The 22686-nt window shown below is 60.4% G+C and carries 30 protein-coding genes and 3 pseudogenes; 12 read left to right on the forward strand and 21 right to left on the reverse strand.

Annotation, left to right across the window (positions count from 1 at the left end; all coding sequences use genetic code 11):
• Positions 1-62: 62 nt before the first annotated feature.
• Together AC0V2S_RS12625 and AC0V2S_RS12630 are read left to right on the forward strand one after the other, a co-directional pair.
• Positions 63-844: pseudogene (locus tag AC0V2S_RS12625) on the forward strand (PhzF family phenazine biosynthesis protein).
• A 591-nt stretch (positions 845-1435) separates the two neighbouring features.
• Positions 1436-1992 (forward strand): annotated as a pseudogene (locus tag AC0V2S_RS12630) (GGDEF domain-containing protein).
• On the opposite strand, the pseudogene AC0V2S_RS12635 reads toward AC0V2S_RS12630, so the two are convergent.
• The 8 genes and pseudogenes from AC0V2S_RS12635 to AC0V2S_RS12670 all read right to left on the reverse strand — a co-directional run bounded on the left by AC0V2S_RS12635 (position 1989) and on the right by AC0V2S_RS12670 (position 8089).
• Positions 1989-3042 (reverse strand): annotated as a pseudogene (locus AC0V2S_RS12635) (ABC transporter ATP-binding protein). The pseudogenes AC0V2S_RS12630 and AC0V2S_RS12635 sit on opposite strands and share 4 nt — an antisense overlap.
• The gene (gene argF, locus AC0V2S_RS12640) at positions 3039-3959 is read right to left on the reverse strand and encodes an ornithine carbamoyltransferase (RefSeq protein ID WP_475510038.1); all 921 of its coding nucleotides are present in this window, start codon (positions 3957-3959) and stop codon (positions 3039-3041) included. Before argF ends, AC0V2S_RS12635 begins: the two are co-directional and overlap by 4 nt.
• A 181-nt stretch (positions 3960-4140) precedes the next feature.
• Positions 4141-5316 carry a tyrosine-type recombinase/integrase gene (locus tag AC0V2S_RS12645; RefSeq protein WP_475510039.1) on the reverse strand — a complete coding sequence of 392 codons (1176 nt, stop codon included), beginning with the start codon at positions 5314-5316 and terminating at the stop codon, positions 4141-4143.
• A gap of 240 nt (positions 5317-5556) precedes the next feature.
• Positions 5557-6030, reverse strand: a complete 474-nt coding sequence (locus AC0V2S_RS12650; protein WP_475510040.1) for a hypothetical protein — start codon at positions 6028-6030, stop codon at positions 5557-5559.
• A gap of 51 nt (positions 6031-6081) precedes the next feature.
• Positions 6082-6645 carry an XF1762 family protein gene (locus AC0V2S_RS12655; protein WP_475510041.1) on the reverse strand — a complete coding sequence of 188 codons (564 nt, stop codon included), beginning with the start codon at positions 6643-6645 and terminating at the stop codon, positions 6082-6084.
• Entirely contained in the window at positions 6528-7265 is a 738-nt protein-coding gene (locus tag AC0V2S_RS12660; protein ID WP_475510042.1) for a hypothetical protein, read from the reverse strand. The genes AC0V2S_RS12655 and AC0V2S_RS12660 overlap by 118 nt, the downstream gene beginning before the upstream one ends.
• On the reverse strand, positions 7262-7516 hold the full coding sequence (locus AC0V2S_RS12665; protein ID WP_475510043.1) for a hypothetical protein: 255 nt from the start codon (positions 7514-7516) through the stop codon (positions 7262-7264). The genes AC0V2S_RS12660 and AC0V2S_RS12665 overlap by 4 nt, the downstream gene beginning before the upstream one ends.
• A 57-nt stretch (positions 7517-7573) precedes the next feature.
• Positions 7574-8089, reverse strand: coding sequence for a DUF4406 domain-containing protein (locus tag AC0V2S_RS12670; protein WP_475510044.1), 516 nt, complete (start codon positions 8087-8089; stop codon positions 7574-7576).
• A gap of 62 nt (positions 8090-8151) precedes the next feature.
• Here AC0V2S_RS12670 and AC0V2S_RS12675 point away from each other — a divergent pair, with 62 nt between their 5' ends.
• The 3 genes from AC0V2S_RS12675 to AC0V2S_RS12685 all read left to right on the forward strand — a co-directional run bounded on the left by AC0V2S_RS12675 (position 8152) and on the right by AC0V2S_RS12685 (position 9510).
• Positions 8152-8847 (forward strand): hypothetical protein, encoded by a 696-nt coding sequence (locus tag AC0V2S_RS12675; RefSeq protein WP_475510045.1) that lies wholly within the window; start codon positions 8152-8154, stop codon positions 8845-8847.
• A 122-nt stretch (positions 8848-8969) separates the two neighbouring features.
• Positions 8970-9158, forward strand: coding sequence for a hypothetical protein (locus AC0V2S_RS12680; protein ID WP_475510046.1), 189 nt, complete (start codon positions 8970-8972; stop codon positions 9156-9158).
• A 76-nt stretch (positions 9159-9234) separates the two neighbouring features.
• Complete coding sequence (locus AC0V2S_RS12685) at positions 9235-9510, forward strand: hypothetical protein (protein ID WP_475510047.1); 276 nt, start codon at positions 9235-9237, stop codon at positions 9508-9510.
• A gap of 80 nt (positions 9511-9590) precedes the next feature.
• Here AC0V2S_RS12685 and AC0V2S_RS12690 read toward each other — a convergent pair whose 3' ends face one another.
• The 12 genes from AC0V2S_RS12690 to AC0V2S_RS12745 all read right to left on the reverse strand — a co-directional run bounded on the left by AC0V2S_RS12690 (position 9591) and on the right by AC0V2S_RS12745 (position 16962).
• Positions 9591-11366 carry a DNA cytosine methyltransferase gene (locus AC0V2S_RS12690; protein ID WP_475510048.1) on the reverse strand — a complete coding sequence of 592 codons (1776 nt, stop codon included), beginning with the start codon at positions 11364-11366 and terminating at the stop codon, positions 9591-9593.
• Positions 11363-12463, reverse strand: a complete 1101-nt coding sequence (locus tag AC0V2S_RS12695) for a DNA-methyltransferase (protein WP_475510049.1) — start codon at positions 12461-12463, stop codon at positions 11363-11365. The genes AC0V2S_RS12690 and AC0V2S_RS12695 overlap by 4 nt, the downstream gene beginning before the upstream one ends.
• A gap of 74 nt (positions 12464-12537) precedes the next feature.
• Complete coding sequence (locus AC0V2S_RS12700) at positions 12538-12750, reverse strand: LexA family protein (RefSeq protein WP_475510050.1); 213 nt, start codon at positions 12748-12750, stop codon at positions 12538-12540.
• Positions 12747-13061 (reverse strand): hypothetical protein, encoded by a 315-nt coding sequence (locus AC0V2S_RS12705; RefSeq protein ID WP_475510051.1) that lies wholly within the window; start codon positions 13059-13061, stop codon positions 12747-12749. Before AC0V2S_RS12705 ends, AC0V2S_RS12700 begins: the two co-directional genes overlap by 4 nt.
• Before the next feature lie 60 nt (positions 13062-13121).
• Entirely contained in the window at positions 13122-13670 is a 549-nt protein-coding gene (locus AC0V2S_RS12710; RefSeq protein WP_475510052.1) for a hypothetical protein, read from the reverse strand.
• Positions 13667-13900 carry a hypothetical protein gene (locus AC0V2S_RS12715; RefSeq protein ID WP_475510053.1) on the reverse strand — a complete coding sequence of 78 codons (234 nt, stop codon included), beginning with the start codon at positions 13898-13900 and terminating at the stop codon, positions 13667-13669. Before AC0V2S_RS12715 ends, AC0V2S_RS12710 begins: the two co-directional genes overlap by 4 nt.
• Positions 13897-14088, reverse strand: coding sequence for a hypothetical protein (locus AC0V2S_RS12720; protein WP_475510054.1), 192 nt, complete (start codon positions 14086-14088; stop codon positions 13897-13899). Before AC0V2S_RS12720 ends, AC0V2S_RS12715 begins: the two co-directional genes overlap by 4 nt.
• A gap of 35 nt (positions 14089-14123) precedes the next feature.
• Complete coding sequence (locus tag AC0V2S_RS12725) at positions 14124-14285, reverse strand: hypothetical protein (RefSeq protein ID WP_475510055.1); 162 nt, start codon at positions 14283-14285, stop codon at positions 14124-14126.
• 1 nt (position 14286) lies between these two features.
• Positions 14287-15171, reverse strand: coding sequence for a TAXI family TRAP transporter solute-binding subunit (locus AC0V2S_RS12730; protein ID WP_475510056.1), 885 nt, complete (start codon positions 15169-15171; stop codon positions 14287-14289).
• Between the two features lie 636 nt (positions 15172-15807).
• Positions 15808-15984: a hypothetical protein gene (locus AC0V2S_RS12735; RefSeq protein WP_475510057.1), complete on the reverse strand. Its 177-nt coding sequence runs from the start codon at positions 15982-15984 to the stop codon at positions 15808-15810.
• Between the two features lie 8 nt (positions 15985-15992).
• Positions 15993-16169, reverse strand: a complete 177-nt coding sequence (gene csrA / locus AC0V2S_RS12740) for a carbon storage regulator CsrA (protein WP_475510058.1) — start codon at positions 16167-16169, stop codon at positions 15993-15995.
• Between the two features lie 412 nt (positions 16170-16581).
• A complete protein-coding gene (locus tag AC0V2S_RS12745) occupies positions 16582-16962 on the reverse strand; it encodes a response regulator transcription factor (protein ID WP_475510059.1) in 381 nt (126 codons plus the stop codon).
• Positions 16963-17137: 175 nt separating this feature from the next.
• Between AC0V2S_RS12745 and AC0V2S_RS12750 the strand changes: the two genes are divergently transcribed.
• Positions 17138-17569 carry a DUF4124 domain-containing protein gene (locus AC0V2S_RS12750; RefSeq protein ID WP_475510060.1) on the forward strand — a complete coding sequence of 144 codons (432 nt, stop codon included), beginning with the start codon at positions 17138-17140 and terminating at the stop codon, positions 17567-17569.
• Positions 17570-17573: 4 nt separating this feature from the next.
• Here the strand turns inward: AC0V2S_RS12750 and AC0V2S_RS12755 are convergent, their stop codons facing one another.
• Positions 17574-18299, reverse strand: a complete 726-nt coding sequence (locus AC0V2S_RS12755; protein ID WP_475510061.1) for a LexA family protein — start codon at positions 18297-18299, stop codon at positions 17574-17576.
• Between the two features lie 51 nt (positions 18300-18350).
• Between AC0V2S_RS12755 and AC0V2S_RS12760 the strand changes: the two genes are divergently transcribed.
• The 6 genes from AC0V2S_RS12760 (at position 18351) to AC0V2S_RS12785 (ending at position 22538) form a co-directional block, all read left to right on the forward strand.
• On the forward strand, positions 18351-18569 hold the full coding sequence (locus tag AC0V2S_RS12760) for a Cro/CI family transcriptional regulator (protein ID WP_475510062.1): 219 nt from the start codon (positions 18351-18353) through the stop codon (positions 18567-18569).
• A 105-nt stretch (positions 18570-18674) separates the two neighbouring features.
• Entirely contained in the window at positions 18675-19499 is an 825-nt protein-coding gene (locus AC0V2S_RS12765) for a hypothetical protein (protein ID WP_475510063.1), read from the forward strand.
• A complete protein-coding gene (locus AC0V2S_RS12770; protein WP_475510064.1) occupies positions 19489-20298 on the forward strand; it encodes an ATP-binding protein in 810 nt (269 codons plus the stop codon). The genes AC0V2S_RS12765 and AC0V2S_RS12770 overlap by 11 nt, the downstream gene beginning before the upstream one ends.
• Positions 20291-20539, forward strand: coding sequence for a hypothetical protein (locus tag AC0V2S_RS12775; protein ID WP_475510065.1), 249 nt, complete (start codon positions 20291-20293; stop codon positions 20537-20539). The genes AC0V2S_RS12770 and AC0V2S_RS12775 overlap by 8 nt, the downstream gene beginning before the upstream one ends.
• On the forward strand, positions 20536-22182 hold the full coding sequence (locus tag AC0V2S_RS12780; protein ID WP_475510066.1) for a tyrosine-type recombinase/integrase: 1647 nt from the start codon (positions 20536-20538) through the stop codon (positions 22180-22182). Before AC0V2S_RS12775 ends, AC0V2S_RS12780 begins: the two co-directional genes overlap by 4 nt.
• Positions 22179-22538, forward strand: coding sequence for an antiterminator Q family protein (locus AC0V2S_RS12785; protein WP_475510067.1), 360 nt, complete (start codon positions 22179-22181; stop codon positions 22536-22538). The genes AC0V2S_RS12780 and AC0V2S_RS12785 overlap by 4 nt, the downstream gene beginning before the upstream one ends.
• The last annotated feature ends 148 nt before the right edge of the window (positions 22539-22686 follow it).

A 22686-nucleotide genomic window follows, 5' to 3' on the forward strand; every position in this document is an offset into this window, starting at 1 on the left:
TATCAGGCCGGCGCGATTCAATCTCGGTATCTTGGGCGCCTTTTATGCCAAGGAGCGCGCTCATGTCCCTCGACTTCCACCAGATCGACGCCTTTACCCAGACGCCATTTGCCGGCAACCCGGCGATTGTCTATCGCCTGGACAACTGGCTGGACGAGGCGCGCATGCAGGCCATCGCCGCCGAGCACAACCTGGCCGAAACCGCGTTCGTGGTGAAAGAGGGCGCGGTCTGGCATATCCGCTGGTTTACCCCGACCTGTGAAGTGCCGTTGTGCGGCCATGCCACCTTGGCCAGCGCCTTTGCACTCTTCGAGCTGCACGGCGAAACCGCGCCGCAGTTGGACTTTATTTGCCAGTCCGGCGCCTTGAGCGTTAGCCGCGAAGGTAAGCGGCTGGTGCTGGATTTTCCAGCCTGCCGGGGCAGGCGATCGAAACCAGCGCGGCTATCAAGGCGGCGGTGAATGGGCCGATTGTCGAGGTGCTGGATACCGGCAAGGAGCTGCTGGTGGTGTTGGCGAGCGAGCAGCAAGTGCGTGAATGCCAGCCCGATCTGGCCGCCGTAGCAAAGCTTCCGTGGCTGGGCATGATCGTGACCGCGCCGGGCGAGCAGCATGATTTTGTCTCCCGCTACTTCGCCCCGGCCATTGGCATTGATGAAGACCCGGTCACCGGCTCCATTCATTGCAGCCTGATTCCCTACTGGGCTGCACGGTTGGCAAAGCCGGAGCTCAATGCCTTTCAATGCTCGGCGCGCGGCGGCGAGTTGTTCTGCCGGCTCGACGGCGAGCGGGTAAAAATCGCCGGCCATGCGGTGCTGGTGGCCAGTGGCCGTCTGCATCTGTGACGCGATACCGCTGAGCAACCAAGCGCGACGGAAACGGCTGGTTATACTGCCCTAACGATCCTTACGGAGAAGGACCCGCTGATGCCGTCTCGCCAACAACGGTTGCGCGTACGCCGGATTCTCTTGGCAAGCAGTGCATCCCTGGGCTACCTGTTGTTGTGCTGGCTGGCGTTTGCCGGCGGGTTTATGCAACTGACAGTGGCCGGCATGCTGTTGCTGACCCTTATTGTGCTGGCCAGCTCCGCCGGCTTTTTCGCCCTGACCTGGTTCAACCTCAACCTGCGTTTTCACGACCCCAGCTTGACCTTGCCGCAGATGAGCTGGGCCATCGGCGTAATCTTCGTCAGCGTGTATTTCGCCGACAGCCTGCGTTCGCTGTTTCTGATGATGGTGCTGGTAGTGCTGATGTTCGGCGCCTTCCGCCTGAGCTTGCGCGGGTTTATCCGCATCGGTGTGTACACCGCGGTCTGCTACTGCGTGCTGATGGCTGCGCTGATCCACCGCGGGATGAATTTTGACTGGCAGATCGAGGCGATCCGTACCCTGGCGTTTTTCGTGTTGATTGGCGGGGTTTCGATGCTCGGGCTGGAGATGAGCCGTCTGCGCGACATTCTGCAAGAGCGCAACCGCGACCTGCAGGTGGCGCTGGAGCGTATCCAGCAACTGGCGATTACCGATGAGCTGACGGGCCTGTACAACCGCCGTTTCGCCAACGAAGTGCTGGACCAGCAGAAAGCCCTGGCCGACCGCGGCACCTACGATTTTGTGTTGTGCCTGCTGGACCTGGATTTTTTCAAGCACGTAAATGACGCGTACGGCCACCACGGCGGTGATGCGGTGCTGTGCCAACTGGCGGGCATTCTGCAGCGGGTGATCCGCGACGTGGATTTTGTCGCGCGCATGGGCGGCGAAGAATTTTGCTGATTCTGTCCAACACCAACGAAGCGGGCGCGCTGCTGGCCATGGAGCGGTTGCGCGGCACTTTGCGCGCCACGCAGTGGGAGGGTTACCCGCAGCTGCGGATGACGGTGTCGGTAGGGATCAGCCGCTATATCGGCCCGGAACCGTGGCAAACCACCATGCAACGCGGCGACCGCGCGTTGTATCAGGCCAAAGACAACGGCCGCGATCAGGTGGTAGCGCTTTAGAGCTGGCTGCCCGGCGCGGGGAAAGTAACGACCTGCGTGGCCGCCAGACGCACGCCGACGTAGTCGCCAGCCTGGCGCTGTACATGGCCGGGGAATAACGCTTCAACGTGCCCGCCGGTGGCCAGGCGCAGGCGATATAGGGTGTTGGCGCCGAGAAAGCTCGTACTCAGCACCAAGGCTTTTGCTCGCCATCTTCGGCAAAGTCGATGTCGTCCGGGCGTAGCAGCACATCCACCGGGCTACCGCTGGGCCAATCGCGCGGTTGGCAATTGATAACTCCCAACTCGGTCTGCACCGATTCACGGCTGAGCATTTCGCCGCGAACGAAATAGCCCTGGCCGATAAAGCTGGCGACAAAGGGCGTCTGCGGCCGATGGTAGAGGTTGTAGGGCGTGTCCCACTGCTCCAGATGACCTTCCTTGAACACCCCCACCTTGTCGCTGACGGCGAAGGCTTCTTCCTGGTCGTGGGTGACCAGTACGGCGCTGGTGCCACGGGCCTTGAGAATTTCCGCACCTCATGGCTCAAGCGGCGGCGCAATTCGTTGTCGAGGTTGGAGAAGGGCTCATCGAGCAGCAGCAATTGCGGGTCGGTTGCCAGGGCGCGGGCCAGCGCCACACGCTGCTGTTGGCCGCCGGAGAGTTCGTGGGGAAAGCGTTTGCTCAGGGTGGAAAGCTTGACCAGGTCGAGCAGCTCGGCGGTGGTTTGCGTGCTGTTGGGTTGCTGGCGGATGCCGAAGGCGACGTTGTCGGCGACGGTCAGGTGCGGGAACAGGGCGTAGTCCTGGAACACCATGCCGATGCGGCGTTTCTCCGGGGCCAGGGTAAAGCCAGCGCGGGAGATAACGCTGCTGCCTAGCTGGATTTCGCCGCCCAGCACCGGCTCGAAACCGGCGATGGCGCGCAACGTGGTGGTTTTGCCGCAGCCGGAAGGGCCGAGCAGGCAACCGATTTCACCGACATTGAGTTGCAGGTTCAGCTGCTGCACCACGGGATGGTCGCGGTAGCCGCAACTCAGGTCCCGCAGGCTCAGCAGCGCCGCCGTACTCATGCCGGGCGGTAGCCTGGCTCAACGAGCATTTCCAGCAGCGCCTTTTGCGCGTGCAGGCGGTTTTCGGCTTGGTCCCAGGCGGCGGAGCGTGGGTCGTCGAGCAGGTCTTCGCTGATCTCTTCGCCACGGTGCGCGGGCAGGCAGTGTAGGAACAGCACGTCGCTGGCGGCCTGGTCGAGAAGGGCGCGGGTGACCTGGTACGGCTTGAACAGCGCCAGGCGTTCGGCGGCTTCTTCTTCCTGGCCCATGGAGGTCCAAACGTCAGTGCTCACCAGATGGGCGCCAGCCACGGCTTCGCGCGGGTCGCGCACGATGGTCACGCGGTCGCCGGCCTGGGCGACAAAGGCCGGGTTCGGCTCATAGCCGGGCGGGCAGGCCACGCGCAGCTGGAAATCGTACTGCTGGGCAGCTTCGATGTAGCTGTTGCACATATTGTTGCCGTCGCCGATCCAGGCCACGGTTTTGCCTCTTATAGGGCCGCGCAGCTCGTGGTAGGTCTGCATATCGGCCAGCAGTTGGCAGGGGTGCAGGTCGTCCGACAGGCCATTGATAACCGGCACTCGCGAATGGGCTGCGAATTCGGTGAGGGTGCTGTGGGCGAAGGTGCGGATCATCACCGCATCGAGCATGCGCGACATGACGATGGCGGCATCGCTGATCGGCTCGCCACGGCCCAGCTGGGTATCACGCGGCGACAGAAAGATGGCCTGGCCGCCGAGCTGGATCATGCCGGCTTCGAAGGAGAGGCGGGTACGGGTCGAGGCTTTCTCGAAAATCATACCCAGCACGCGATTTTTCAGCGGCTCGAAAAGGATGCCTCGATGGCGCAGGCTCTTCAGCTCAATGCCGCGACGGAGCAGACCCAGCAACTCATCGGGCGTGCAGTCCATTAGCGAGAGAAAGTGTCTTGCGCTCATCATTAACTACCTTTTGTACAACGATTGCGCTGGTGAGCAAGCCTTGGATTTTCACAGAAAAAAGGGCTCTACCAGCGGCTGGGGGCCGCACGGTGCGACGAAATGGGGAGGCCGGATCTTATAAGGAAATGTCGCAGTCTTCAAACTTCGACCAGAAACGGCGGGGCCTGTAGGGTTGCAGCTATTTTGCCTGTACCAAAGTTGTACCAACTTGCCGGTTTTCCAGCTTATCCAACTCCGCAAAATCGGAAGTTGAGTTGAGCCACTTGGCGTAGGTCGAAAGCAGCATTTGTACACTGTGGCCAAGCTGGTTGGCAATGAAGGCGGGGTTCAAGCCGGCCATGAGACACATGGTCGCGTAGGTGTGGCGGGTGTCGTATTGACGGCGCCGGCGGATCTTCAAGGCCTTCAGCGCGTCGTGGAAATAGTCGGTTGTGGTGCTGGTGGTGTGGATGTACGGCTCGTCATCTGGAAACACCGCTGGCGCAAAAACATATGGGCTCCGCGCCTTGGTCAACGGCATGGCCTCACGCAAGGCATTCAGCGCCTGGCGGTTCAGCAGCACATGCCGGTTGTGCTTCGTTTTTACCCTTTCCTCGATCTTCCCCTTCACCAGCACGCGGCAGACGTGTGCACTCTTCGCGCCCATATCCACCTCATCCCAGCGCAGCGCCATGATTTCGCCCGGGCGCATCCCAGTGAAAAACGCGAACTCGAAAAAGCAGGCGTACACCCGCACCAGGCCTTTGAGGTTCTGGTAAAGGTGCGCGATCACCTCTTCGGCTTCCTCGCGTGTCAGCGGGTCCACGACCTTCTTTTGCAGCTTCGGCCGGGTGATGGATGCCATAGGGTTGCGAGCGATCAGGCCGTCAGCCACCGCCGACTTGAACACGCTCGACAGCTTGTCCGTGGCATTGCGCCGAACCCCTACCGACGTCCAGTCCGTTTCCGCAACGATCTTGCGCAGGTCCGCCGAGGTGATTTCATCAATACGCCGCGGCCCAATGAACGGCATCCAGTAGTTGTTCAGGGTGCCCCGGTAGTTGTCGCGGGTGCCTTTGACGATGATCCGGCTGTCCAGCCAGGTCTGGGCGTAAGCGCAAAACATCGGGGTCTGTTGCGACAGCACGTAGCCGGAGGCGGGGAACAGCTCGGCGTATTTGTCGTCCGTCATCACGCCGAGCTTGATCAGTTGTTTTACTTGAGAACGTAGAGCTGAGGCGGCTGCGATACCGGCCGAGGTCGGCGCGAAGGTGAGCGTTTCACAGCGCCTGGATTTCCATGTGAATCGGATGCGGACTGACTGCCCGACGACTTCGACGCCCTCGGGCAGGGCTCCCACAGACTTTCTACCCATTCTTCATATCTCCGAATGCTGTACATGACCCTGCCGTCTACGCGCTGCCACACTCCAAGGGGCGTGATACCGCGCTCGCGCTTTCGCTGCAGGGCCTTTGTGGTGGTTCCGATCAGTTCAGCCATGCGGGACTCCAGCACCTTGTCGTGCGCTTCGTCCTGCACCGGCATTTGGGTGGCTTTCAGGCCCATAGGCAATACCTCTGCGGGCCGCCCTATGGCGGCAGAAGGTGGGGAGGGGTTATCGCTGGAACTTCGCCAACAGTTCGCCGGCGTTCACCAGCGCTGCGCCTGCCTGCTTGGCAGATACTTCGCCTTGCGTTAGGGCTTTGCCGAGGCAGTCGGCCACCTGGGCCAAGGCCGTAATAAGGTCTTGCCGGTCGGCCGCCTCTTCGCGGGCGATCTGCCAGAACTGTTGCTGCCATTGGCCGTCGGGTGGCGGGCTCTTATCTTGGGCGCCCAGCATCATTGCCCCGATGATCGAGTCGCACAGATCGCGCTTGTAGGCGTTGTCGCCGTCGATGCTGAAGCCTCGGCGCCGCAGTGCACTCAGCACCTCGTTGTCATCAAGACCAATATCGCGGAGCACGATGTCGTGTTCGGGTTTGCCTGGTGTGTAAATGACGAGGGCGAGGCAAGCCCCCGCCGGGCTGTTCTTGCTGATTTCGCACAGGGCGTCATTCGCCAACTCGCGGAAGCGTTCAGTTGCAGACATGGAAATACCTCGCCCGCCGATCACCGGCAGGCTGTAGGGGAGTGGGGGGGGTTAAGGGGTTACTGCTTCCCAGAGAAGCTTTTGCCCTGGGTTTGTGGTTTCAACCCGCGGCCGACTTGGGCAACTCCATTGGCCGCCCCCGCGCACACCGATGAGTCGCCAGCCACTGGCGCGCAGGCTTCCACCTTCTTCGCTGGCGAGGGTGTAGGTGATCAGGCGGCGATAGCCCAGAGCGCGCGTTGCCCGCCACGCAGCGCCGTAAAGTTTGGAGCAGCCGTTGCGCACTCCGTCTGTGCAGCAGCGGGTTACCTCCAGCGTGGCTCCGTCATCAAGGTGGCGAGCGACTGGACGGCCAACGATCACAACGCCAACCACCGCGCCGCCAGCGGAAAGTCCCAGGCTAAATTTATGGCCTTGGACCTGGCGGTGGTGCCGGTGGTGGAGTCGAACAAACTCATTGGCTTCAGCCAGTGACATGGGGCAGATTTCGAGGCCGCTCAACCGTTCACCCGCTTGAACTCTACGACCCATACCCAGGGGTTGGCGTCCCAGGCATCTGGCCCATTGACCGAATTCCAAAGGTTGCCGAACGCCCAGCGCGGTGTGCCGAGGCATTGTTCATGACTGGTTGTCGCGTCCCACATCCAGCCATTGCGCTGTTGGTGGCCGGCCTGCGCTGGGCAATCGCCAACATCTTTCCAGCCGGTGCCACCGTGAAAGCACTGCCGGCCGTAGTCGGTGAAGAAACAGCCCTCGGCCTGGGCTTGCTCATCGCTGATGTCCTGCAGGCGTTCCACGCGCACGGCGGTGATTTCCAGCAGGATGCGAGAGCACCAGCGGGGCATGTGGATGCTGGGCCGCCACTGGTAACCACGCACTCCAACGTCGCAATCGGAAAGCGGGTCGGTTGCTGCAAAGCGGACGTCTTGGCCATAGCCTTGTCTGGGCTTTACCGGCTCGTACTGGCCTGCGCTAAGCGTGGAAAACGTTTCCCGCACCCACAGCCGATCACCTGGCTTTCCGTAAGGGCAGGCAATTGGATATTCCATGCCTTCCTGGTCGCTGGTGAAGTCGCCGAACGAGTTGTAAGGCCAAAAGCCTTTGCCGTGGTTCACCAACATGAAACCGTCGGCGTGAGCCTTGGTGGACTTCACCCGCCGCCGTGTGACTGTCTTCCTGCCTTCCAGGATGGCGCGCACCATAGGCCCGCTGAACAGGATGGGGCGTTCTTTCATGATTTCACCGCCTTCAGTTTCGAGCGGGAGACAGCGGCCACCGACTTTTTGATTTCGTCCAGAAGAGCGGCCGCGAAGTCCGGACCAACGTTTGCGGTCATGGCGCCGCAGGAACCGGCGAGGAAGCCGGCCCATAGCGAAACAAACTGGTCTTGCGTCGTGATGCCATTGTCGGCGGCCACCTGGTGGAACGTCGGCGAGAGGATCAGCCACATCTCCTTGCCGAGCTCCAGGTGATTATTTTTAGCCATGACTTCGTCCTTACCGCCGGCCAGTGCCGGCAGTTGATTGGATAAGTGGGGAAGGGGTTAAAGCGCTGCGCGGGCCTGCCAGCCGACCCAGGCGCGCTGCAGGTAATCTGCGCAATACTCGCCATAGCGCGGGTCGTTCTTCGGCAATGCGTCACGCACAAACGTCAGTGGTGCTTTTGGCCAGTCGGTCACGGCCCATTTTTCGAATTCTGCACGTTCATCAGTCACGCCAGCGGCAGCCCGCTCGGGAATGAAGGCTGGTGCCGCCTGCTTTGCTGGCTGCTCGATTTGATGAACGCTGACCCTGAGCAGTCCCAGCTGCGCGGCAATGTGATGCTCAAGCTTCGCGCCCTTGGAGTTGTGCCAGGCCGGCAGCAGGGCCAGGGTGTCGCAGGTGAGCAGCTGCGGAATGTCCTGGCGCATGTAGTCGGCCCATGATGCTTGTGGCGGGTTCTCGGCGGGGTTCACCACTTCGTAGCCCAGGTCGCGCAGTCGTGCGGCTTCGGCGTTGAATGCTGGGTAGTTGAAGTCGGGCAGGCCGGTCATGGGGCCGCTGAGGTAGATTCGGTGCACGGGGAATCCTCACCTGATAACGTGATGGGAAAGGGATTGTGGTCAGTAAGGGAGTGTCGGAATTGAAAGCTGATTCAGTGATATACGGCGGATGCGCGCTGTTATTGGTTTTGGGTGGAATAATAGGTAGAGCCGTAATTGGGGAAGGGTTCTTTGTTGTGACGAGTGTTCACGACTTAATGGAAATTTTCGCTGCAATAGCAACGATAGCTGCCGTCGGGGTTGCATACTCAGGAGTAAATACCTGGAGAAAACAAATAAGTGCAACCTCCGACCACGATTTGGCGCGAAAAGTAGCAATTACATTAAGTAAATACACGCGGGAGGTTATGTACCTGTGGAGCCATGTCCAATCCTCCGCAGAAGCCGTGGCTACCAATCCGGAAGGCCCGCCAATGATGCTTCATGGCTATTTCGAAGAAATATTAATGAAAAAGAGAGCAGAAGTTGAAGCCCTTGCGGCGGAGTTTAAGGGCCTTCAACTGGAATGCTCAGTTCTTTGGGGTGTCGAAGCAGGTAAAATGTTTGAGGCGGTCCTGCGCTTTGAATACTTGTGCTCGTCCGTGTCAAATAACTATACGAACTGGTCCAATCTTAATTATCCAAAGTTAAGACGTGGAGTATATGGTTTTGCAGTATCTAAAATTGCTACGGAGTTTAAAGACAAAGGATTGGTTGGCGAGGAAGAAACTCTAAGTTACGTTAAAGAAATCACCTCTTCGCTGAACGCTTTGGTAAAAGAAAAACTGCTCAGGTAGCCACTTTCCCTTCTGCCGCATCGGGCAAGCAAGTGCCGGGGGGATGTTCGGAATGCCCCTACAGGCAATAGTCAATTCAAGTGCTAGCTTTCTCGAACGTGATCGAAGCAGAGGAGAAGCGCATGGCCGACTTGACCGATACAGAGAAGAAGCTGGCGGTGCTGGTTATCCGTGAAATGGAAAAGAACCGGCGGAGCCTGAAAGAGTTGGAGCTCGGCGCTGATGCTGTGCTTCAGGTGTTCCGAAGAGTGACGGCAGGGCCCAGGCCGGCCTGGTGGAAGCGCCTGATGTTTCCGTTTGGCAAGCAGTGAACGCCCGGGTGGCGTGACAGTGGGTTATGGGGTAAATGTGCCAAGCCCGGCGATGTGCCGGTTCAAGGAGGAACAGATGGTCTGCATCGATTTGAAAGATTTGCTCCAGGGTCTTGCCGCCTTTTCGGCTATCGCCTCCGCAGTCCTTTGGGTGATATCTGCTAAGGCCAAAGTCGTAACTGAGGAGCGCCCACCGGCACCGGGTGGGATGCCCGACAACTTCTCCATAACCAGGGATGGAAGCAATGTTTTAGCCACTTTGCAAAAGCAAGCACTCTGGAATGCTCGAGCAGCCTGGGCCGCCTCGGTGGCGGCGGTTCTGCAAGGGTTATCCATGCTTCCGTTTGTGTAAACTCTCCTTCCGACCCGGCCGCATCGGGCAAGGAAGTGCCGGGGAGGGTTGGTTTGAGCCGATTAACTGGCGTATTCGGCTCACGCGGCGAGCCGGTTGTATAGCTCGATCAGGTCCGCCGCATTCGCCCGGACCAGCGCCTCCGCCTCGTCAGGACACACGCTGTTCCCTATCAGCCGCACCTGATCCGTCTTGTTTATCTCTCGCCACTCTTCAGCGCCGGTCACCGGATCAACGAACAAGCCGCGGTCGATGATGTAGTTCTCGTTGAAGCCTTGCGCGCGCTTCAGTTCCGGCGGTTGCAGCATCCGCAGCGTGATATCCACCAGCACGTAGCCGCCCACCATGACGATTTCGGCCGGGTCTTTGAAATGCTCCGGCAGGTGTTCGTGCATGAATGCGGCGCACCGGCGGGCGCCTTCCAGCTGCTCAGGTGTGAGCGTATTCGGCACCTGTACCGTCTCGACCAGTGCAATGCGGTCCTTGGTGGGCAGGGTGTGCATCGGCTCATGCAGCGACACACCGTCCTGTTCGGCGCCGTAGTACTTCACCAGGTAGGCGCTCACCAGGCGCTGGTTGGCGCCGGACTGACAGATAGTCGATAGCGGCGTGTCGGCAGCGCGCCCATCCCCATCGTAGAAGCCGCCGTTGGCCTGCTCGAAGAACGCCGCAGACAACGCATGGTGGCCGCTGCTGGTTGCGACAACGCCAAGTGGGCTGGCTACATCGGCGCCCACCGACCCCTTGCGCAGCGTGACCATGTTGGCCGCCACGACGGCGAAGTGGCCGCCCTTCACCTGGGCGACCTGAGTGCGCAGCGGCTCCTGAATATCGAAGTTCCGTTGCGATGACCCGTTGGCGCACTCGGTTAGGAAGGGCGCGGTGACCGGCTGAACCAATGCGTGATGCGTACCTCCGGCGCTGATGGTCGACAGCGCCTCGTCGGTGCCGTGGGTGCTGGTGTGCGCATCGGACGTGCCGCGCATTGGCACAATGAACGGCTTGGCGCTGGTGAGAACATGGCGCCACAAGCCTTTGGCCACTCGCCGGCGGGTGTTCAGGGCCATCGGCTTGTCGCGGAAGATCGTCCGGCCCAGATATCTCCAGTCGATACACTCGGCCGCAGTTCGCCAAGGTTGCTGTTTGCGCGTCGGCGCTTTGTGGCGCACTGGCTCCGGCCAGACAATCGCCTTCCCGTCGTTTCGCGCGACCAAGTAGAGGCGCTTGCGGATGGTTGGGGCTCCAGCGTTGGAGGCAATACGCTCGCGCCATTCGACGTTGTAGCCCAGGCCGCGCACCAGGGCCTGCATGGGCACGAACTCGCCTATCGACTCCAGTATCTCCGGCATATCCGGGTGATCCGCTGGCAGGCCAGTGCTCAGCGCAGCAACGAACGACTTGAAGGTCCGTCCACGCTCAGCCTTGATCGGCTGGCCGTGTTCGTCGATGGGGCCCCAGTCGCAAAACTCTTCGACGTTCTCCAAGAACATCAGACGGGGGCGGGTGGCATGTGCCCAGCGCACGACAACCCAGGCCAGGCCGCGAACTCCGCGATCACGCGGCGCGCCTCCCTTGGCCTTGCTGTGGTGCCGGCAATCAGGGGAGGCCCAGAGGATGCCTACAGGCTGGCCGCCGGTTGCCAACACCGGGTCGACCTCGAAGACGTCAGCCACATAGTGGGCCGTCTCGGGGTGGTTCGCGCGGTGCACGGCCAGGGCGATGGGGTTGTGGTTCACCGCAACGTCGGGTTCGCGGTACGCCCGGGCAATACCTGTGCTGGCCCCGCCGCCGCCGGCGAACAGGTCAACGACAAGTTCCCACTCCAACGGGAGGGGCAGGCTTTGAAAGGCTGTCATGCGGCTGATTCCTTGGAGTCGAGAAGGATGTCCATCTGCGCAGCACCATCGATCCAGGCTGTGTTCAGCCTGGCAGTGGCCAGCGCGGCGTATTCGGGATTGAGCTCGAGCAGAAGCGAGCACCGGCCTTCCTGCATGGCGACCAGGCCGGTGGTACCGGCGCCGCCGAACGGATCAAGCACAAGGCCTCCGCGCGGTGCGCCGGCGAGAATGCAGGGCCTGATCAGGTCAGGCGGGAAGGTGGCGAAGTGGGCGCCTTTGAAACTGTGGGTCGGTACCGTCCACACGCTGCGCTTGTTGCGCTCGCTGGGCATGATTGCCAGGGCCGAGTCCATGGAGGCGTTGTCCTTCACTCGGCCAGCGGTTCGCGGCTTGCTGCTGGTGTCATAGCCCCAGCCAACGCCGTTTGACTTCCTGGCCACCGCCTTCATGTTGCCGTTGGATTTGGCGCCACCGTTCGCCCGCTCGCTGCCGATCTGCTCCTGCACTGCCTGGGATAATCGGGCATGTGTGTTGGGTGAGCAGGGTTCGAGGATGGCCGCCTGGTCGTAGTAGTACTTCGGCGATTTGCTCAGCAGGAAAATGTATTCGTGCGACTTGGTGCACCGGTCGCGCACGCTCTCCGGCATTGGGTTGTTCTTATTCCAGATGATGTCCTGGCGCAGATACCAGCCATCGTCCTGTAGGGCAAAGGCCAGGCGCCAAGGCATCCCCATCATGTCCTTCGGCTTGTAGCCCTCGCTCTTCACCTTCTTGCCTTTGCGCAGGCTGGCTGCAACCTGCCTCGCGCTCATTGCTGAGACACTGATGCCCATATCTGCCCGGCCGTGTGCGCCCCAGCTTCCGGCGTAGCTGTCGCCCATGTTTACCCAGGCGGTGCCGTCCTTCCGGAGTACTCGGCGCACTTCGCGGAACACCTCAACCAACCGGTTGATGAACTCCGCCGGCGTTTCCTCCAGCCCAATTTGCCCGTCGATGTTGTAGTCGCGCAGCATGTAATAGGGCGGCGAGGTGACGCAGCACTGCACGGACTCGCTTGGCATCGCCCGCAGCAGCTCCAGGCAATCGCCGACCCGTATCTGGTGGGAGGGTGTCATGCGTTTCTCCAGGCAAAGCGCCGCCCAGCCGCAGCAGGTGGCGGAAAAGGTTTTCCAGAAAGGGGAAAGGTTTTTCAGGCGGCGGGGCGGATGGTTCGCGCGGCGCCAGTGGTGCGAGTGACCAAGCCTTTGCTGACCAGGGCGTCAATGCGGCCCTGCACAGCGTTACCGTGTACGCCGGCGATGGCCGCCAGCTCCGTGACGGTTGGCGAATAGCCATTGGCTTCGATGAAGCCGCGGATATGGCCTAGTGTTTCGGCCTGCTTCGGTGTTGGTTGGCTGCTCACGCTTCCTCCTTATCAAAGCTTTGCGACTGTCGGGCGCCTTCCTCGTAGAGCTTCCGCGCTACGTTTTCGCTGATGCGTATTTCGTGGCGCGGCACGGCGAAGGCGTGGGCCGAACCAGTCGGTCCAAGCGCATGCAGGTTCATAACCATCAGGCTCATGGCTTCCGCCGCGACCTCAACGCCATGCCATTCCATCAGGTCGGCCAGTTGGGCTTTGGTGCCTGGTGGTGTTGGTAGCCGCAGGATTTCGATTTGCTTCGCTGCGCGCTTCTCGGCCGCTTTCGCTGACCGCTGCTGCGTTGTCATTGCCATGGACAATCTCGCTTGGCGGCAGGGTGATGTGCATCCGCCGCCGGTGGTGTGGTGCTCGTTTCATCGTGGGCGCCCTGGTCCTGCTTTGGGGTAGTCGATCTTTCCGACTGCCAGTAGGCGGTCCATCTTCGTCAGGGAGATATCAAGCTTTCGGGCGCACTGCGTTTTGGTGACGCCGAGGCCTTTCATGGCCAGGATGCGCTCGATGTACCGGGCGTCTTCGCCGTCGTCTATGGCCGGGGTTGGCACGAAGCCGAAGCCTCGGCGGCGGCCGATATCCACAACCGTGCCCCGACTGAGCCCCAGCGCTTCGCCTATCTCGGGTGCCGTCATGGTCTTGGCCATTTCGGCGATCTTGCCGTCGCGTTCTTTTCGCGCCAGGTCGGAAAGACTGGGGCGCCTTGGCTTCTTTTCTTCAGGTGCTTTGGCGCGGCTCTTGCGCGCTTTTGATGGCGCAATGCGAGGCTGAATGAACGCGATGGGGTTGGGGTTGCTCAGGCCGTTGGGCACTTCATTCACGGCGCCGCCGCCGGCAAGAAAGCGGGCCATGGCTTCTTCCAGCATTGCCGATTCCGATTGCTTAAGCATATGGGAGTTGCAGCCGATCATGCGCGAAGCTCCCCGCGCTCCAATTGGGCGGCCAGCAAGCGTGCTTCGCTGTAGGAGCGGCGGAAGCCGAGAACGCGGCCGGTGTCGAGGTCTTTGACCTGAACCATGGCCTTTCCGTGGATGAACACCTGGGTGGCGCGCGGCGGTGGGAGGTGGCGCTTTTGTGCGCGGGCTGCCAGTGCCTGGCGGGTGTGTTCGATTGCATGGTCGATGTCGGGCGAACGGTTCATAGGTTGTGCTCACTCGGTAGTGTTGGTGTGGGGCCTTTGCGCCGTGGAATGAGGCGAAGCAGCTGGACGAGGACGTAGAAACTGACCGAGCCCCAGAGCGGGGCGGTGATCCACCACCATGACCAGTCGAGCAGGTCGAACAGCTTCAGCAGGACGAACACGATCAGGAGGGCGCTGTAGATCGTCATGGTTGGCACCTGGCCCCGCGGATGCAGGGCACGAATCAAGCCTTCGGGTTGCTCCCGCGTAGCCGGAACCAAAGCACGCCGCCGAGCAGCAGCCCCGAGAGGACGCCGACCAGGTAGGTGATGGACAGGAAGTGCAGGAGGGAAGAGGTGGTGAGCAGCAGGCCAACCACGATCACGGCCAGGGCGAAGCGGAGCACGTTAGCGAACCGCTTTGACGATGCCGTTTATGCCCTTGTCTACCGCGCGGCGCACTTCGCGCTGCTCTTTGGCTGGCAGGTCTTTGTGGTAGTCGTTGTTGTAGACGATCTGTGCGCGCAGGCAGTAGCTGTCGGCGGCCAGGGTGGTCGAGGTCTTCAGCCCGCTGGTTGCTTCGCCGCTGATTTTGCAGTGGGTGTAGAGCGGGTTGTTGTTGGCGTCCTTGGCGTTCTCAAAGGAGTCGTCGTTCACTTCGCCGATCATGATCTGCTTCGAAAAGTCTTCGGTGATGTCCGGGGTGATCTTGCCGGCGCGGCCGATGTACAGCATGCCGGCAATCTCGATGCGAACACCGGCGCGGGAAACGTAGCCCTGGGCGACCGCCTCGGCGGCGCTGTACCAATCGTCAAACTCAACGATGCGCGCGCCTTCGTAGTCCTTGTCGGTCTTGATCCAGTTGCGCACCGTCACCAGTGCACCGCTGCCGCTCACCGCCGCGAAGGCGTATTTCTCGGCCACCGAATCGTTTTCCATCTTGCCGAAGTCGTCGACGCCGGCCGGGCCGTGGAGCCAATACACCACCTCGGTGTGCGCATCCGACACCTTGATGTCGGCCGGCAGAGGGAGGCTGGTCACTGCGTCGGCCTGGATGATGGCGATGTCGCAGTCACCGTCTTTCAGGCGCTGGGCGTTCTCCACCGAACCGCCGGTGTTGATCACGTCCAAATGGCTGCCGGTGGTCTTGGTGATCGCCTTGCCGATGGCTTGGCCCAAGCTCTCGTAGAAGCCGCCTTCGCCGCCGGTGCAGAACTTCAGCTCAGCGGGTGCAGCGTTGGCCAGGCCGGTAAAGGCCAACGCCAGGGCGAACAGGATCGCTTTCTGTTTCATGGGTATTCCTCGGGGTGGGTTTGCGTGCATAGGTCGCCACCCTGTCCGGAAGAGTCTTCCGCAAGGTCCAACCGGTAAGGTGGCGGCGTATGAAGGCGGGGAGGGTGCTGCCGGGCGTCCGTGCCTCGGCGGCGGCCTTAACTCGTTGCGATGGTTGCTGCAGGTGGTGCTTTCGGATCGTTTAATGGCCCATGGCTAAACCCTCCGCTGAACGCTCACTGGGCAGGCAGTGGCCACCTATGAAATTGGTGATGCAGAAGGCCGGGCGCTAATCCGGCTATCCCCAGGCCAACAGTCCCCGCAATGGGGCTGATACAGCCTTGCTCTCTGCGGCGGTCGTGGGGCCGTTGATCCGCTGATTGCTTTACCCCGCCTGAATACGGGCACCACGTCTCCGGTTTTCTGAGTGCGCTCGGAGCTACGTTGCGCTGCGTGTCTGCTTTCCACGCCGCTTCTGCATCGGACAGTGATCGAATCGCCGCGTGTGTTGCCCGTCTTCACCTAACCAAGGGTGGAGGCCTTGGCTGTTGGCTCGGAGCAAGGTGGCCACCCCGCTGTCACAGGAGGCGCCGATCACTGTCCGATGCAGCCTGCCGAAGCAGGTATCGGGGCAGTTGTAAGCTGCCGGTTTACAACTCAGTCTGCGGGCAGCTCGGCCAGGCGAGAGCGCAAAAGCTTTTCCACCAGCGCCGCGACCTTCTCAGCGTCCTTTCCATCGAGGGCAAACTGCCCGTAGTTGGTGTGGATTTCGAAGCCGCGAGGCATTTCGGGTATCTGCCGGGCAAGCGCGTATTCGATCTGCAAGCGATCCATGCTGCCTCCTAACTGGCCGTGACCAGCTTCGGCTGCTGCAGCTTTGCTTCCGGACGCATGATTCGAACGTCCTTCGGCGCGGCGATGCCGATGCGCACCTGGTTGCCGTTCACTTCCACCACCGTGACGCTGATGTTGTCGCCGATGTGGAGGGTTTCGCCTACGCGGCGGGTGAGTATCAACATGTCCTTCTCCTTGGTTGGTTGCTTCCCAATGCACCCGGGTGAGCAGGTGCATCAGTGAAGCTTTCCGTACCGCTCGCATTGCTTACCGGGTCATTCGCGCCTGCTGGGCATTTCTCGGTTCAGCGTTTCGCTTCGTCCGCCGTCACAGCTATCTGTGCGTGGGCAGGCTTTCGGGCCTGTCGGATCGCCGGTCGCCAGTAGTGGCAATACGTTTTGTAACTCCCCCGGATTTCTGTCGCCCGCCGGTGGATAGCTCGGGCTGCCTCGCCCTTTCGGGCTAGCTGTTCATGGCGTTGGTTGTTAAAGAGCGTTCCGGGTTGCCCCGAGGCATCGCTGCCCTACATCAGGTTGATGGCCACGACGATTGCCGCGATGCACCACCAGCCCAGGCCGAAGCGTTGGTCAGTGGTCATCAGCAAAACTCGAAGGGGTCATCGGTGGTGTCGCGCTTGCCGCCGGCACGCTGCTGGATACGCACGACGCGGTGCGCCCGCTGCATGTGGCCGAGGTCAAGAAAGGTCTGGAATGCGCAGAGGCAGCAGAGAAGGATCACCAGCGGGGCAATGATTGCCTTGCGCATGGCTTCGGCTACCAGGGCGGCCCGGCGGTTTACGCCGAGCTTGAACATGGCGTTGTAGATGCGCTTTTTTACCGAGTCGCATGCCAGGCCAACCTGGCGGGCGATTTCTTTGTCGGTGGCGCCATTGGCTACAGCAAGGGTGAATTCCAGCTCGCGGTTGCTGAGGCCACAACCGGTGAATCCTTTCCAGTTACCGCGAGTGATGGTTTCCATTTGCTTTGCCCGTGTTCGTTTCCGATGGGGCAAATATAAGCCTACTAATACTAGGCGTCAATAAGTCTGCTTATCTTTTTTGATAAGCGAATTTATCAAGCTTTTTGAATGGGTGTGATGTGTGGAGAATGCGGGGTGCGCGCCGGTGCCGGCCGGCGATTCAAAGGAGATGAATATGCGGATTTTTGCGTTGCTGTTGCTTCTACCTGGACTGGCTTTTGGCCAAATATACAAATGCCCGAAAGCGGGAGGCGGATTCGATTTCACTGATCGCCCGTGCGCTGGCGCCGCAGATAGCCCCGACAACGCCATCACCGTTGATGCGCGACCGTCCCCAGACGCAGAGAGGGCAGAAGCTGCAAAGGCGGCGCAGATCGCAAAGGATAAGGAGATCGAGCACCAGCGCTATGTCGAGGTGCCCGCCAACGAGCTAGAAGCCGTCGGGCTCATGGCATCGTCCGATCCGCAGAAACAGGCTTTAGGTCGCGAGCTCGCATTGAGGGTTCAGCAACAGAAGTTGGCACTTGATCAGTACATTCGCGCCAGGCAGGCGCAGAAAGAAACTGCCAAGCGTTATGACGACGCTCGTCGGCAGTTGCTGCGATAACGCTTTAGAAAAGTGCCGCCGGCAGCTTGCCGTCGATGACGCGGCCGATGATTTGCACGTCCTCATCGATTTCTATCGTTTTGAACGCAGGGTTGAGCGGGGCCAGGTACTCCACGCCAGAGTCCCGCACGTACTGCTTGAACGTCGTCTCACCGGTGCTCAAGAGCTTCCCGATGTAGAACTTCCCGCTCACCAAGTCGAACCCTTCCGGTTGCACGAGAATGCGCATCGTCGGAGGAAAGCTCGGCCCCGATTGCGCAAACATCGACAGTCCTTTGACCTCCAACCAATAGCCACATTTCCCGGCATTGGCGTGAGACTCGATCCATTCCTCGGCATCACCGGGATTGAAGTTGTCGCACGATTCTTCCCACATCCCTGCAATGACCCAGCTGATTAACGGATAGCGCTGGGGAGCTTTGTACGGCTGATCGGTATTCGAAACGTTCGAATCACCGCCCACGATATAAAACTCCCGTCCCAGGCCATCAAGCATTCCACCAATGCCATCAGAAAGCCACTGCGGTGAAACGCCACAAGCAAGAGCGATTCGCGTCACGTGCGCGCTTTGAAGATTCGACCCGCCTTCGATCTGCGAAATGTTGGGCTGCGTAATCCCTGACTTCTCGGCGAGCTGTCGTTGGGTGAGGCCTGCGTGCTTGCGCGCAGCTTTGAGGCGTTGGGCTAGGTTCATGCCGCCAAATGTATAAGCGCGCTTATTGAGTTGCAAATTAGCCTCCTTATGAATAGGCTATAAGGACGCTTATCATGGGCCGCGAAAATGAATCCACTTATCAAAAAGCTCGTCGATCACTTCGGGGATCAGGTTCAGGCCGCCAAGGCCTTGGGTGTAAGCCAGCCTGCGGTTTCTCAGTGGCTTTCGGGCGCTACCAACATCAGCCCGAAAAGCGCTACACGCGCCGAGCAGGTGACCAAGGGAGCATTCAAGGCCGCAGAGCTTTGCCCCGACTTAAAAGACCTTACCAACTCCGCTGCCTGACTCATGAATCTGCCCTCGTTTCTGATGAGGCCAGATTACGCAGGCAGACCGATTTTGATTAGTCCGCTGGTGTTGCTGTAAGGGCATCCAGTAGTGAGAGGGAATATGGCCAACCAGTGGTTACGCCTCTGGCACGACATGCCAACCGATCCAAAGTGGCGCACCATCGCGCGCTTTTCCGCCCAGCCAATATCTCTTGTGCAGGCCGTGTATTTGCACCTGATTGTTGACGCGTCACGCAATGTCACGCGTGGTCACGTGACAGTCACGCAGGAAGATTTAGCCAGCGCCCTCGACGTGACAGAAGAACAAATCGCCTCGATTTTGTGCGCCATGCAGGGCCGGGTTTTGGATGGTGAAATGGTCAGCGGGTGGGCTGCGCGCCAACCTAAGAAAGAGGACCAAGGGGACGAGCAAACCGGCACGATGTCTGCCGCTGAGCGGAAACGACTACAACGGCAGCGTCAACGCGAAGCTGCGGAAAACAACCCCGGTCACGGCGAGTCACGCGAAGTCACGCCAGATAAAGATAAAGAAGAAGATAAAGATAAGAGCAAAGATCAAGAGCAGGGCGCGCCGAAAAAGACGGCCCGCCCGGTCGCTGCGAAATTCGATCCGCTCACAGCTTGCCCGCCAAACGTCAGTCAGGACATTTGGGCCAGCTGGGTCCAGTTGCGAAAGGAAAAACGCAATCCCCTCACCGCAACCATGTGCGAGCACCAAGCCCAACAACTGGCAGGACACGTCAATCCCGACGAAGTGCTTCGCATATCGGTAGCCGCGGGCTGGACGGGCCTTTTCCCCGAAAAGGTCACCTCTGCACCGGGCAACGTCCACCCGCATCCCACGCTGGACCGCCACAACGACTTCGACAAACACAACTATCACGCAGGGTTGATCCCGCGAGGGGATGGCACGTATGGCATCTGAACCAATTCAGGCAGATTTCTCGATCAGCGCCGCTGAGAAGTTGGTGGGCGTCACGGCCAAGCACCTGGCCACGTGCACACGCCACGGCGAATACATGTCCTTTCAACACCGCCGCCGGCCGACTTCCAGCGGCTGCCCTTCCTGCGCCAAAGAAGCGCGCGCCGCTGGAGAGCGGGCAGAAGAGCTGGCTGCGAGCGTCGAGCGACTGAAGCAGCGTCTGGGCGACTCGCTGATTCCACGCCGCTTCGCCGGCAAGTCGTTTGACGGCTACCAGGCCGCGACCCCTGAGCAGCAGCTGTGCCTGGACACTTGCAAGAGCTACGCCGAGAACTTCCAGCGCCATAAGGCAGCCGGCCGCTGCGTCGTAATGACCGGCACACCAGGTACTGGCAAAACCCACCTTGCCGCCGCGACCGCGCAAGCGGTGATGGCTGGCGGCGATACAGCGGTTTTCCGCACCGTCAGTGCGATCCTGATGCTCATCAAGGGCTCCTACGATAAAGCGGCTCGGTACACCGAGGCGGACGCTTACGCAGCGTTGATTGAGCCCGCCTTACTGGTGATCGATGAAATCGGGGCGACCAAGCCGACAGAGTTTGAACTTGCCGTGCTGTTCACCGTGATCAATGGACGTTACGAGGAACAGCGTCCGACGATCATCCTCTCGAACCTTCCACCGATGGATCTGGAGCGCGCCGTGGGCGCTCGGGCATGGGATCGGCTGCGGGAGGGCGGGGTGATCGCTCTGCCGTTCAACTGGAAGTCCGCCCGTGCCACCGTGGAGGTGCGCGATGTCTGATTTCGCCGTTCCTTCTCACTGGCAGCCAAAAGCGGGTTTGGCCGCGCCGTTGTCGAATTGCTGGATCGCTGAGCACGGGTTCACCGTGGCATTCATCCAGCGCCCTACCTGTAAACAATTCGCACTGATCCGCCCTGATGACTCCATTCCCTTTGCCTACACCAGTTCGGTGAATGACGTTCCGGCGCTGATCGCGGCTGACCTCAAGGCTAAAACAGAAACCTCCGGGGTGCGCCAGTGACCCACACGGCCAAGGTTCAATTCAGTGACGCCGAAATCGCGCGCCAAGCCGCCTTGGGCGTGGCAGAACTGCGTGACGACCGATACCCCAAGCTTCGTTTCCGCTTCCTCACTGACCGCGCCAGAGGTTCATGGCATGTGGTGATCGATGGTAGGTGGAAGAAAAGCGCGGACTATCCAGCCTTGAAGGTGAAAACCATGCTCACGGTGTTGCCAAGCATCCTTGCGCGCCGCGCGGCCAACAGCGAAGCAAGTGCTGTGGTCGGAGAGTTCTACTCGGTGGGCCAGGTGCTCAGCTGGTACGGCGACCGGCTGCAGCGCGACCGAAGCCTTTCTGCCAAGCGCAAAGACACCTGCAAGTCGATCATCAAGCAGCACCTGTTCCCCCGGCTGCAGGAGCAGGAACTCGACACGCTGACGAAATCCATCATCGATACGGCGTTGCTCTGGCCGTTGCAGGAGACGCTTTCGGTCGCATATGTGCGTCAGGTGTTCGGGGTGCTGGCCACTGCACTGCGTACCGCAAACAGCGTCGGCAAGATCGCCGCCAACCCCATGTCTGGGATGAAGTTTGGCGACTTTGTGAAGGCGAAGATCAAGCCGAAATCCGCTCAGCTACGAGCCGGGCGCTTGGCTGAGTTACTGGAGGTTCTGGCCGCCGACTTCGAGCGCAAGCCCGTCGAGTGCATGTTGCCGCTGATGATGCTCTGCCATGGCACGCGCATTGGCGAAACACGTGTTGCGCGGAAAAGCAGCATCGACCTGGGCGAGCGAGAATGGGTCTTGCCGGGAATCACCACCAAGACCCGCGTTGAGCATGTGCTGCCCGTGACTGAACAGGTGGCCACCTTGGTCCGCCGCTATCTGGAGCTGCTAAAAGCCAAGGGCATCGAAGGGCCGTATCTGTTCCCGAATGAAGCGGGCAAGCCCCTTACCCATAAGCAGGCAAGTGAAGTCTTCCGCGCGCTTGGGAATGGCGAGTGGACAAGTCACGACCTGCGCAAGCTCGCCCGCACGTCCTGGCTGGAGCTGGGTGTCGATTACCTGGTGGGGGAATTGCTGCTGAATCACTCCATGGGCGCAACTGCTGCGGCCTACATCCACACCACCGCCGAAGAGTTGAAAAGGGCCGCCTTGGAGAAGTGGCACGACAGCCTAGATGGCCGGGGTTTCGGGGTGATTCACACCAACCCAGCGCCGAGATTGCACGAAACCACTAAAGCCGCTGAGGCCAATGATGGCGAGGCTTCCAGCGTTATTCCGCATCAATCAAAGGTGAGGATGCAGGGCGAGCAATTAGGGGGCGGAATGGTCAATAGTGACAAGTGGGTGAAGTTATCAATGGAGGATGGAGCCGCTGCTTACATGACCACGGAGCAAGTTGAGCAGGACTTTTTGCTTGGGCCCGGCTACATGGTTTCTGCGCTCCCGTGCGGCCTGGTGCCCACCGATACCCGAGCTCGTGCAAAGCGTCTCTGGTCTGATTTCGAAGCGATGGTGTCCGAGCGCGCCGCACTGAGGATGGAGGCGCAGCGTCAGCTTGAACTGCGTCGGCTGGAGTGGAATAGAGCGGAGGGGCTGCAAGCGCAAGTGAAAGCGTTGCAGTTGGAGATTGATCGGCTGAAGGGTGGGGATGGTCAATGATATTTGCCGGGGAGCCAGGTCAGCAGCAGGACACTAAAGACACGGAACGTCTCCTATGTCAGTGGGGTATGTGGGTGGTGCAGGGGTCTGGTGTGGCGTCGTGCTCGGTAAGTGGATTTCGGGCCACTCCAGATATCACCGATGACCAAGCGCTTCTGGTCGATAGGCTGGTCGGCCGCCTGGGCCACCGCTACCCAGAGTGTGGCGAGGTGATCTTGCGCTACTACACCAGCGGCATGCCTTTGGACTCGCTGGCTAAGAAACTGGGCATGGGAAAGGAGAAGGTGCGGCAGTTGTGGAAAGCGGGCGTTGCGTGGATTGATGGCGCGTTGGAGAGCCGCCGCGAGGCCGCTTGACTCGACCGGTCGAGAACTGTAGATTTCCAGCTACTTTGCGGTTTTACCGCTTGAAAAGCCCTGGCCTAACCGCCGGGGCTTTTTCGTTTCTACCCTCTCCGTTTGCTTCCCCAGCGACGGACTTGCCCGTTCACACCGGGCCTTTTCT

This window comes from Pseudomonas sp. CC11G, assembly GCF_056174845.1.

Bases quoted from the DNA above. Each gene is read 5' to 3' on its own strand.
- AC0V2S_RS12690 (WP_475510048.1), bottom strand. From the start codon at position 11,366: ATGACAGCCTTTCAAAGCCTGCCCCTCCCGTTGGAGTGGGAACTTGTC.
- AC0V2S_RS12735 (WP_475510057.1), bottom strand. From the start codon at position 15,984: ATGGATCGCTTGCAGATCGAATACGCGCTTGCCCGGCAGATACCCGAA.
- AC0V2S_RS12730 (WP_475510056.1), bottom strand. From the start codon at position 15,171: ATGAAACAGAAAGCGATCCTGTTCGCCCTGGCGTTGGCCTTTACCGGC.
- AC0V2S_RS12650 (WP_475510040.1), bottom strand. From the start codon at position 6,030: ATGTCTGCAACTGAACGCTTCCGCGAGTTGGCGAATGACGCCCTGTGC.
- AC0V2S_RS12715 (WP_475510053.1), bottom strand. From the start codon at position 13,900: ATGAACCGTTCGCCCGACATCGACCATGCAATCGAACACACCCGCCAG.
- AC0V2S_RS12665 (WP_475510043.1), bottom strand. From the start codon at position 7,516: ATGGCTAAAAATAATCACCTGGAGCTCGGCAAGGAGATGTGGCTGATC.
- AC0V2S_RS12705 (WP_475510051.1), bottom strand. From the start codon at position 13,061: ATGGCAATGACAACGCAGCAGCGGTCAGCGAAAGCGGCCGAGAAGCGC.
- AC0V2S_RS12750 (WP_475510060.1), top strand. From the start codon at position 17,138: ATGCGGATTTTTGCGTTGCTGTTGCTTCTACCTGGACTGGCTTTTGGC.
- AC0V2S_RS12745 (WP_475510059.1), bottom strand. From the start codon at position 16,962: ATGGAAACCATCACTCGCGGTAACTGGAAAGGATTCACCGGTTGTGGC.
- csrA (WP_475510058.1), bottom strand. From the start codon at position 16,169: ATGTTGATACTCACCCGCCGCGTAGGCGAAACCCTCCACATCGGCGAC.
- AC0V2S_RS12695 (WP_475510049.1), bottom strand. From the start codon at position 12,463: ATGACACCCTCCCACCAGATACGGGTCGGCGATTGCCTGGAGCTGCTG.
- AC0V2S_RS12765 (WP_475510063.1), top strand. From the start codon at position 18,675: ATGGCCAACCAGTGGTTACGCCTCTGGCACGACATGCCAACCGATCCA.
- AC0V2S_RS12775 (WP_475510065.1), top strand. From the start codon at position 20,291: ATGTCTGATTTCGCCGTTCCTTCTCACTGGCAGCCAAAAGCGGGTTTG.
- AC0V2S_RS12655 (WP_475510041.1), bottom strand. From the start codon at position 6,645: ATGCCTCGGCACACCGCGCTGGGCGTTCGGCAACCTTTGGAATTCGGT.
- AC0V2S_RS12660 (WP_475510042.1), bottom strand. From the start codon at position 7,265: ATGAAAGAACGCCCCATCCTGTTCAGCGGGCCTATGGTGCGCGCCATC.
- argF (WP_475510038.1), bottom strand. From the start codon at position 3,959: ATGAGCGCAAGACACTTTCTCTCGCTAATGGACTGCACGCCCGATGAG.
- AC0V2S_RS12770 (WP_475510064.1), top strand. From the start codon at position 19,489: ATGGCATCTGAACCAATTCAGGCAGATTTCTCGATCAGCGCCGCTGAG.
- AC0V2S_RS12785 (WP_475510067.1), top strand. From the start codon at position 22,179: ATGATATTTGCCGGGGAGCCAGGTCAGCAGCAGGACACTAAAGACACG.
- AC0V2S_RS12645 (WP_475510039.1), bottom strand. From the start codon at position 5,316: ATGGGTAGAAAGTCTGTGGGAGCCCTGCCCGAGGGCGTCGAAGTCGTC.
- AC0V2S_RS12710 (WP_475510052.1), bottom strand. From the start codon at position 13,670: ATGATCGGCTGCAACTCCCATATGCTTAAGCAATCGGAATCGGCAATG.
- AC0V2S_RS12680 (WP_475510046.1), top strand. From the start codon at position 8,970: ATGGCCGACTTGACCGATACAGAGAAGAAGCTGGCGGTGCTGGTTATC.
- AC0V2S_RS12760 (WP_475510062.1), top strand. From the start codon at position 18,351: ATGAATCCACTTATCAAAAAGCTCGTCGATCACTTCGGGGATCAGGTT.
- AC0V2S_RS12685 (WP_475510047.1), top strand. From the start codon at position 9,235: ATGGTCTGCATCGATTTGAAAGATTTGCTCCAGGGTCTTGCCGCCTTT.
- AC0V2S_RS12720 (WP_475510054.1), bottom strand. From the start codon at position 14,088: ATGACGATCTACAGCGCCCTCCTGATCGTGTTCGTCCTGCTGAAGCTG.